The sequence below is a fragment of the Leuconostoc citreum genome, from assembly GCF_007954785.1.
Classification (GTDB): Bacteria; Bacillota; Bacilli; order Lactobacillales; family Lactobacillaceae; genus Leuconostoc; species Leuconostoc citreum.
This window is the reverse complement of sequence record NZ_CP042410.1, coordinates 1,720,341-1,730,000: the sequence shown is the minus strand read 5'-3', so window position 1 is coordinate 1,730,000 and position 9,660 is coordinate 1,720,341. Positions and strand designations below refer to the sequence as shown.

Genomic DNA, 9,660 nt, shown 5'->3' with positions numbered 1-9,660 from the left:
ATAGGATCATCTTTTGAACATGATACCTATTACAGTACCACACTCAAAACTAAACAAAACTTTGAACATTTGAACTTGCAATCTAATGCACTGTCACTTTCCGATTATCCTTAGAAAGGAGGTGATCCAGCCGCAGGTTCTCCTACGGCTACCTTGTTACGACTTCACCCCAGTCATCTGTCCTGCCTTAGACGGCTCCCTCCCGAAGGTTAGGCCACCGGCTTTGGGCATTACAAACTCCCATGGTGTGACGGGCGGTGTGTACAAGACCCGGGAACGTATTCACCGCGGCGTGCTGATCCGCGATTACTAGCGATTCCGACTTCGTGCAGTCGAGTTGCAGACTGCAGTCCGAACTGAGACGTACTTTAAGAGATTAGCTCACCTTCGCAGGTTGGCAACTCGTTGTATACGCCATTGTAGCACGTGTGTAGCCCAGGTCATAAGGGGCATGATGATCTGACGTCGTCCCCGCCTTCCTCCGGTTTGTCACCGGCAGTCTCGCTAGAGTGCCCAACTGAATGCTGGCAACTAACAATAAGGGTTGCGCTCGTTGCGGGACTTAACCCAACATCTCACGACACGAGCTGACGACGACCATGCACCACCTGTCACTTTGTCTCCGAAGAGAACACTTCTATCTCTAAAAGCTTCAAAGGATGTCAAGACCTGGTAAGGTTCTTCGCGTTGCTTCGAATTAAACCACATGCTCCACCGCTTGTGCGGGTCCCCGTCAATTCCTTTGAGTTTCAACCTTGCGGTCGTACTCCCCAGGCGGAATACTTAATGCGTTAGCTTCGGCACTAAGAGGCGGAAACCTCCTAACACCTAGTATTCATCGTTTACGGTGTGGACTACCAGGGTATCTAATCCTGTTTGCTACCCACACTTTCGAGCCTCAACGTCAGTTGTTGTCCAGTAAGCCGCCTTCGCCACTGGTGTTCTTCCATATATCTACGCATTCCACCGCTACACATGGAGTTCCACTTACCTCTACAACACTCAAGTTAACCAGTTTCCAATGCCATTCCGGAGTTGAGCTCCGGGCTTTCACATCAGACTTAATCAACCGTCTGCGCTCGCTTTACGCCCAATAAATCCGGATAACGCTCGGGACATACGTATTACCGCGGCTGCTGGCACGTATTTAGCCGTCCCTTTCTGGTATGGTACCGTCAAACTAAAATCATTCCCTATTTTAGCATTTCTTCCCATACAACAGTGCTTTACGACCCGAAAGCCTTCATCACACACGCGGCGTTGCTCCATCAGGCTTGCGCCCATTGTGGAAGATTCCCTACTGCAGCCTCCCGTAGGAGTTTGGGCCGTGTCTCAGTCCCAATGTGGCCGATCAGTCTCTCAACTCGGCTATGCATCATTGTCTTGGTAAGCCTTTACCCCACCAACTAACTAATGCACCGCGGATCCATCTCTAGGTGACGCCGTAGCGCCTTTTAACTTTATATCATGCGATACTAAGTTTTATTCGGTATTAGCATCTGTTTCCAAATGTTATCCCCAGCCTTGAGGCAGGTTATCCACGTGTTACTCACCCGTTCGCCACTCGCTTGAAAGGTGCAAGCACCTCTCGCTGCGCGTTCGACTTGCATGTATTAGGCACGCCGCCAGCGTTCATCCTGAGCCAGGATCAAACTCTCAATTTAAATGAATTTAAATTCATTGTTTGAAGATGTACTCTTCGATTAAACTGACTAATTGCTATATCTCTATAACGACTATCCGTTTATTGTTTGTTACGAATTGACTTCGCAAATTTGTTTTTGTTATTACTGCTAATAACTAGTCACAGATTCGTTTGTTCAAAGTTTTGTTCAGTTTTCAATGTGCTACTTGTTGTCGCTGAGACAACTATATTATCTTATCAGCTTTCGCTGCCGTTGTCAACACTTTATTTCGTCGCTTACTTTCGCTCGCATCGCTTTCGCTTTTTGACAACTTTATTACTATACTTTATTCTTCTCGCTTTGTCAACTACTTGCTCGCGTTCTTTTTCACTCGCTCACACCGTTGCTCTCTTTCGCTCTTAAGAACATATACTAATATACCAACCTTTTCCCCCCTCGTCAACTACTTCCTTTACTTTGTTTTTACTCTTCGTTTTATCTTCCTTATCCTCTTGATTTCCCCTTGCCTCGTTCGCTTTCTGCCTGTGAATTTATCAAAAAAGCGCACAATGTTCTTTTTTATTCTCAAAATAAATTAAGTGCCTTAATGCGATTTGCTGCTTCGACTAATCTGTCTTCGGTAATAGTTAACCCAACACGGACATAACCTTCACCGGCATCCCCAAATCCAGAAGCATCTGCTACAGCAACATTCGCCCGATTCAATAACAACTCAGCAAATTGTGCCGATGTATATCCTTTCGGTACCGGCATCAAAACATAGAATGCCCCTTTTGGTACATACGGCTCCCAATTAAAGCTACGTACAGCATTAATGAATGCGTTTCGGCGTGATTCATAAACTGCCTGTAATTGTCCTACGGCATCTGTCCGTTGCTTACGCTGAGCTAATGCCGCAATCGCCGCATCCTGAATTGCTGGAAAAATAGAAACAAACAGATGGTCTTGAATCAAGTTGAGCGCAGCAATCATATCAGCATTGCCAACTGCAAAACCAACACGCCAACCAGCCATATTGAACGTCTTGGAAAAAGTATAGGTCTCAATACCGACACTTTTGGCGCCTGCTGTTTGTAAAAATGACAGTGGCTGGTTACCATCAAAACCAATTGCCCCATAAGCAAAGTCGGACACAATACCGACTTGATGTTCCTCAGCAAAAGCAACTGTATCTTTATAAAATTGTGCTGTAGCGACTGCCCCAGTTGGATTATTGGGGTAATTCATATATAAGAATTTTGCCTGTTGAGAAACACCATTGGGAATGGCTTGATAATCAATCAAAAAATCGTTAGCTTCTTTAAGCGGTATACGCGTCACATTGACCTGACCTAACACAGCACCTGATAAGTAATCAGGATAACCTGGGTTTGGTAATAGCAATGTTTCGCCTGGGTTCATTAAAGCCAAGGGTAGTTCTACTAAACCAATCTTACTACCTGCTAAAATAGCTACTTCGCTATTTGGATCCAGTGTGACACCATATTCAGTACGATAAAAATCTGCAATTGCTTCTTTAAAGCGCATTTCACCACGGAACGGTGAGTATTTATGGTCAGCTGATCGCCCTGTTGCCTCTTGCATCGCTTTAACAATATAATCGGGTGTTGGCATATCCGGATTGCCTTGCCCTAAATTGATAACATCTTCACCCGCTGCAACCTTAGTATTAACTTTGGCAACAAGCGACGCAAAAAACTGTTCTGGTAGTTGTTTTAATAAATTTGACTCTGAAAAATGCATGCTTGTTCTCCTAATGATATAACGTTGGTCGGCGATCATTGAACACAGGTATTTCGCCACGAATTGCCTGTTCTTGACTAATATCAATGGTACGAATTAACAATGCTTCTTGCGTATCGGATGCTTGCCCAACAATATGGCCTAAGGGATCGATGATTAATGAACGACCGCCAAAAATATTGTCATCATCATGCCCGACACGGTTTGCTGCAATAACAAATGCTTGGTTTTCAATGGCACGTGCCTGTAGCAAAATTTGCCATTGCGCAATGCGTTGAATAGGCCATTCAGCCACGATATACAGTATTTCTTGTGGGCCAACTGCCATCATTGTTCGCAGCCATTCTGGAAAGCGGATATCATAACAAATCGCACCTGCAGATGGGATACCAGCCAAGGTGAAGACATTAGTAGTACGTCCGGCTGAAATAAATTTTTCCTCCGCCATTAAACCAAAAAGATGTAACTTATTATAGGTTGATACCTGATGCCCATTTTTATCGTAGACAAACATTGTGTTATAAAACGCATCTTGCTGACGTGTGGCAACAGAGCCACCAATAATGTTGATATGATATTGACGTGCTAATTGGCTTAACAAGTCTTGCGTTTTGACACCCTCTTCGTCTGCTAAGTTAACAAGTTGTTCTAAGGCATAACCGGTACGCCACATTTCTGGATAAATCAAAACATCCACACCAGCTTCTCCGGCCTTTTGTGCGTACTGCGCCACTGTCAACTGATTAATGTCTGGCTGAGCTAAAGCAATATCTATCTGAGCAATCGCCACTGTTAATTTCATAGCACACACTCCTTATGAGCTATTTTGCAACAAATGAGATTTTTTGTCAATATTTTATCATCTTAAACTCATTTTAAAATAAAAAACGCCTACTGGCGTTTAAGGAAATTTTGGAAACTGGTCAAAATCAGGTTGTCGCTTTTCTTTGAACGAATCGCGCCCCTCTTTTGCTTCGTCAGTTGTGTAATAAAGCATCGTTGCATCACCCGCAAATTGTTGTAACCCAGCTAGCCCGTCTGTATCGGCATTCATGGCTGCCTTAATAAAGCGCAACGCTGTCGGTGATTTGGTTAACATTTCATCAGCCCAAGCTATTGTTGCTGTTTCAACTTCGGCCAATGGGACAACTTTGTTAATCCAATTCATTTGATAAGCTTCGTCAGCACTGTACACATGATTCAAGAACCAGACTTCTTTTGCACGCTTATGTCCAACGACACGAGCCAAATAACCCGAACCATAACCTGCATCGAATGAACCAACTTTTGGTCCTGTTTGCCCAAATTTAGCATTATCAGCGGCAATTGTTAAATCAGCAACTAATTGCAGGATGTTGCCACCACCAATCGACCAGCCTTTAACCATGGCGATGATTGGTTTAGGGATGACACGCATTAAGCGTTGTAGATCCAAAACATTTAAACGTGGAATGCCATCGGCACCAACATAACCACCATTCCCACGTACTTTCTGATTACCGCCAGATGAGAATGCTTGGTCTCCAGCACCTGTTAAAATAATAACCCCGATATGGGCGTCATCTCGTGATATAGTGAATGCATCAATCATTTCAGCAACCATACCAGGGGTAAATGCATTGTGCGTTGCGACATCGTTCATCGTGATTTTAGCAATTTTGCCAGGATTCTGGCCATCAGCATTGACTTCAAATAAAATTTCGTTGTACGCTTTGATAGCGTGCCATGTTGTCATAATATGTTATACTCCATTTCAGAAAGGGGATTTTTGTCCTATGAATATTATAGAACTTTTGGGCCTAAAAACCACATTAATATCAGCAGAAAAAACCATTGTCTCAGTATCTGTTTCAGATAAACTTATGCAACCATACGGCATCGTACATGGTGGTGTCAATGCACTCCTAGCAGAAACAGCAGCTTCTTTGGGAGCCAAAGCAACTTTACCACCAGAATATATTCCTGTTGGCGTAGATATTCAAACACACCATCTCAAAGCCGTGTCTGCCGGCCATCTTATCGCTACTGCAGAGCCTATCAATATCGGTCATAGCATACAAGTTTGGTCAGTCACGATACAAGAGCAAACAGCCAATATAGTAACAAGCTTTAGTACCGTCACAATTAAGTGTCAAAAAAACAACAAATAACACGAATTCTACGTGTTATTTGTTATTTGCCGTAAAAAAACGCGCAACCGCATTTTTCTTGGGATGAGCTGCATCATAAGCGGCTTGCAATCGTACTTCTTCCGGTGTCGGTGTCTCGTACGTTAGCATATCCAGTCGCTCATACTTAGGTCTGATTACCTGAACCGCCAACGTGTAGTTTGGTGCAATTGGGTTACTTAAATAATTCACACCAGTGACTGCACGTTCAAGTCGCAAATCTGGTGCTGGTACTAAATTAACATCCTCACTGATTGTTGCCAAACTCCCCTTAAATTGACTTTGATAATACAATGCGGCGTAACTAGATATCGGCCCATAACCAATAAATTCGACGCGTCGTGCATGTACTTGTTTACGTGCTTGTTTAATAGCCATTATCACTGCTTGCTCATCTTGTCGATAATAACGTGCATTGATAGCACTACTAGCAATATATTGTACCGCTTGCTGTGTTTCTTTCACCCAATCAGACATATAATCAGTGACCTGATCTTCCGGCTCGGAGAAAATGACACGCAATGTTTTTGACGTGATTTTTGCTGGTATTTCAATATAACTATAAAGATTTGGCGCTATCCTTTGGTCATCATCACGTAAAATGCCCTTTTTTTGTGGTCGAATGGCAATATTGTGGAAAATAAAACTACCAAGACCAGCCGACACCAAGTCAATGGTGTAGAAAGCATAGTTATCTGGGACTTTGATCACCACTTCATCTTTATTTTGACTTGTTGTCATCAAGGTTTGATACTGATCATCATAAAATGTCACCGTCAAATAAGCAAACATACGCTCACTATTATCGATGTGCTTAATAAATGCGTAGGTCTCACCACGCAATAACTGTGGTAAATCTGCAAGCCGTTGATTTTGACTGCTATGTTGTGATTGCCAAGAAACAATTGTGCGACCACTAGGCAAAAAGTAATTTTCATAATAAACATCATCACGTGCACGAAAATCAACCGTAGCGCCTTGTAATTCCAGCAATTGTGTTTGCGGCGTCCAATAAACTTGATATTGCATCTGTTAGTTTGCCTCCTGCCGTAAATCATCACGTAGCTTAGTGAGTTCTGCCGTTATAAATGCAACCATCTCAGGTATTTTTGCTGTATGCGGTCCTTCGGCAATAACATGTGTTAGTGCCACATCACGTGTAGCCCAAAAGGTTAATAACTGCTGTAAGCTTTGTCCATCATATTCATCTTGTGACATCGTAAATAATGACACTGGAATTTTTGACCAGTCGACATTTTGTATGTGTTCCCAAAGAATTTGATTTAGCGCTTCAGTATCATCTAGGGCCATCCGCCCAGCTAAATAGCGACGCAAATCTAACGTCCAATCTTGATTAAATTCCCTAGGAAACTCTGGATTGGCGGTCATGGTGCCAATGTTGATAATCGGTTTAGCAATAACGATTGCACCAGGTTTAATGTCAGCAGCATAGTATATTGCTGGCAAACTCCCCATGGAATAACCTGTCAAAATAACCTCTTGAGCAGATAGGTGCAACGCCGCCATAGCTTGATGGATAATTTCAACGACTCTCTCTTCATAATGTTTTGTACCAATTTCAAACGCACCACCTTGAGTTCTTGTATCAGTAAATAACAAAAACGGTGTGCCTAGTTCTCGCATTGGTCCTAACATCTCAAAGCCATCCACATGCAAACGCAAGCCTGAGAAATTAACAATCAGGGGGCCTTTGCGATCACCAGGATTGAAGTAACTCATAATTTCTTCGTTCTCTTCTGTCAGTTCCCAATGATCACCAGGTAACAGCAACCCAAAGCCATGCCTACTCTGACGTTGATGCAATACATGTAAGTCCAGTCCGCCCTTACCACGTGCATAAACTAACACTTGATAATCTTGATAATCTGATACATCCCCAATTGTGTTCAAACGGCGTAACGCATCCCCTGAAATTGTTTGTGTCGTTTGTATCTTGCCTTGATTAAAGAAAACAAATTCAAGTTGGACTTCTACAGTTCCGCTTTGTTCATAATCGAGCCAAACGTCATGAGCTTTTGCTATTGCAAAGTCAGTTGCATACGTTTTTAATTGGCCAATTTGTTGCCATTTTGTGCCAAAATTACCATTAAATTGTGCTGAAAAACGGCCCTCTCGCTTAAAATGCGTATTGTTAGGCGGCAGTGGGATAAATTGTGTTTCACTAAAGCGCGTTTGAAAACCAACTTGCCTAAGCTGTAAGTCAGTTAGAATACGCGAAATGATGGCTTCCGGCGCTTTTTCTGGCAAATGAAAAGCGCGTCGTTCATCTAAGATATGTTGAAAATCATCTGTGATGTCTTCGGCAAAATAAAGTGTTCTATATGCCGGCCATTCGCTAATCTGGCTAGATAATAACGTACTATCTAATATATTATCGGTAAGTAAGACATAAGTTTGCTCTAGCACATACGGGTCACGTTGTTGTGCCAAAAAGGTTGGTAAATCTAACACTGCCGTATAATGCCAGTCTATATGATTGTGATTAATCTTTGGCGTCCAATCGGTTGCACCAATTTGTAGCACTGAAATATCTGCCATGGCTCATTTACCTGATGCCTTTCGTTGCTTAATCTGATTAAAAACTTGCTGCCACTTAATCCACAACATGTCGTCTTGATAATTAGCCCCTATCGCCTGAGAGGTTTCTCTAACAGCCTGCTGATTGTACCGCCCTGTTAAATAAGATACTAGTATTTCTTGCAACTGATCTGAATTTTGAATGATTTGTCCATTCTGATTTGGCTTCACGTACGGTGTTTCGATACGATTAATTTGTGGCACATCATGACTAATAGCCGCTGTTTGTAGAAACTGTTCTGGCGCTGGTGTTAAGTCCATTAAAAGGCGTGCATTGCTGAGATAACGTAACCGACTAGCTTCATCTTGTTGTGATAAAAACTGATATCGTGCTTGATGGGCTTTTTGGCTGTGTTCATCAACTAGACCGTGCACATTAACAGCTTGTTGGCTATCCAAGAGAATCAGGTCATCAAACGCGCGATGATCCTGTGTTGTCTCAATTAAGAGTAACCATTTTGGATAGGCTAACATTAAGGCACGCATAGCATCAAACACTTCATTATCTATTTCAGGTGCATACCAGTATACTGTGGTAATTGGCGCTGGTGTTTGGACAGGTAAGGCCGTCGTTGCATAAGGCGGAATAACTGCGACTGCTGTCTGATCATCAAATTGTGAATTGATAGTCTCCAACTGTTGCTGGGTATCAACGACCGCAAAATCAACTGTACCAGAAATCTGGAGCAATAGTTCTTGTTCTAACTGCGGTACTGTACGTTGGGTTTGGTAACTTAAAATAATCGCCTGTTTAGGGGCAACTTTATTCACTAAAAAGATAGCTGTTTGACTTTGTGCTATGATCAAAGTATCTTCATCAGGCAAATCATGAACGTGATAAGCTACTACTTCAGCAATTAGTTCAGCCATATTTTTAAAAGTCGTTTGGGGTGTCCAAGATTGTTGGGTTGTGACTGCTCCTGTCAGACAATCTTCTTGGACGGCAACCGCGCCGCTGGGCGTTAGGTAATCTCGCCTCGTTGCCCGGCCATGATTATCAAGCGTTGTTGCACATGAAATAAAACCACGATCATCGAGGATTAATTCTTGCACGCGTTCACCCGCCTCAAACAAATCAATGCGATCGTAACGGGCATGCGTGACTTGATCAAGCCACACCGTTGCATAGTGCTTTTTTGCGACACGAACAACGACACGATCAGACATCTCAATAAATTCAGCGGCATCTGGCCAATCAATATCCATCAAGGCTATCGGACTATCATACTTCAATTGAACGCGTTGCAACACATCATAGGCAGACCATATTTGGGCAGATTCAATTTGGCCATGAAAAAGAATCTGTCGTAGATTTGGTAAATAGTCAACTACAACTAATGCGACTGCTTGTCCTTGTGACAGAAAAAGCTGCACTTGATGAACTGTGTCGTTGAATTCTGGCAAACGCCTCTGATAAGCGTGCCAATCAGGAATAATATGCAATGTCATCGTTCACCTCTCACGAATAGGGTACCTGCTTAAATAAGCTACCATTATTGCTTACT

Annotated in this window: 7 protein-coding genes and 1 rRNA gene; 1 reads left to right on the top strand and 7 read right to left on the bottom strand. The window is 42.8% G+C overall.

Annotated features, from left to right (window positions below; all coding sequences use genetic code 11):
* Positions 1–114: 114 nt before the first annotated feature.
* The 4 genes from FGL72_RS08605 to menB all read right to left on the bottom strand — a co-directional run bounded on the left by FGL72_RS08605 (position 115) and on the right by menB (position 5,124).
* Positions 115–1,664, bottom strand: a 16S ribosomal RNA gene (locus FGL72_RS08605).
* Between the two features lie 546 nt (positions 1,665–2,210).
* Positions 2,211–3,389 carry a pyridoxal phosphate-dependent aminotransferase gene (locus FGL72_RS08600; protein ID WP_085699498.1) on the bottom strand — a complete coding sequence of 393 codons (1,179 nt, stop codon included), beginning with the start codon at positions 3,387–3,389 and terminating at the stop codon, positions 2,211–2,213.
* A 10-nt stretch (positions 3,390–3,399) separates the two neighbouring features.
* The gene (locus FGL72_RS08595) at positions 3,400–4,191 is read right to left on the bottom strand and encodes a carbon-nitrogen family hydrolase (RefSeq protein ID WP_004909553.1); all 792 of its coding nucleotides are present in this window, start codon (positions 4,189–4,191) and stop codon (positions 3,400–3,402) included.
* A 99-nt stretch (positions 4,192–4,290) separates the two neighbouring features.
* A complete protein-coding gene (menB, locus tag FGL72_RS08590) occupies positions 4,291–5,124 on the bottom strand; it encodes a 1,4-dihydroxy-2-naphthoyl-CoA synthase (protein WP_004903637.1) in 834 nt (277 codons plus the stop codon).
* Between the two features lie 40 nt (positions 5,125–5,164).
* Here menB and FGL72_RS08585 point away from each other — a divergent pair, with 40 nt between their 5' ends.
* On the top strand, positions 5,165–5,539 hold the full coding sequence (locus FGL72_RS08585; RefSeq protein WP_085699496.1) for a PaaI family thioesterase: 375 nt from the start codon (positions 5,165–5,167) through the stop codon (positions 5,537–5,539).
* 15 nt (positions 5,540–5,554) lie between these two features.
* Here FGL72_RS08585 and asp3 read toward each other — a convergent pair whose 3' ends face one another.
* From asp3 to asp1, 3 genes are read right to left on the bottom strand one after another with little or no spacing between them, the layout of a single operon-like run.
* The gene (gene asp3 / locus FGL72_RS08580; protein WP_146992938.1) at positions 5,555–6,586 is read right to left on the bottom strand and encodes an accessory Sec system protein Asp3; all 1,032 of its coding nucleotides are present in this window, start codon (positions 6,584–6,586) and stop codon (positions 5,555–5,557) included.
* 3 nt (positions 6,587–6,589) lie between these two features.
* The gene (gene asp2 / locus FGL72_RS08575; protein ID WP_085699492.1) at positions 6,590–8,116 is read right to left on the bottom strand and encodes an accessory Sec system protein Asp2; all 1,527 of its coding nucleotides are present in this window, start codon (positions 8,114–8,116) and stop codon (positions 6,590–6,592) included.
* 3 nt (positions 8,117–8,119) lie between these two features.
* Positions 8,120–9,604: an accessory Sec system protein Asp1 gene (gene asp1, locus FGL72_RS08570; RefSeq protein ID WP_085699490.1), complete on the bottom strand. Its 1,485-nt coding sequence runs from the start codon at positions 9,602–9,604 to the stop codon at positions 8,120–8,122.
* Positions 9,605–9,660: the final 56 nt, after the last annotated feature.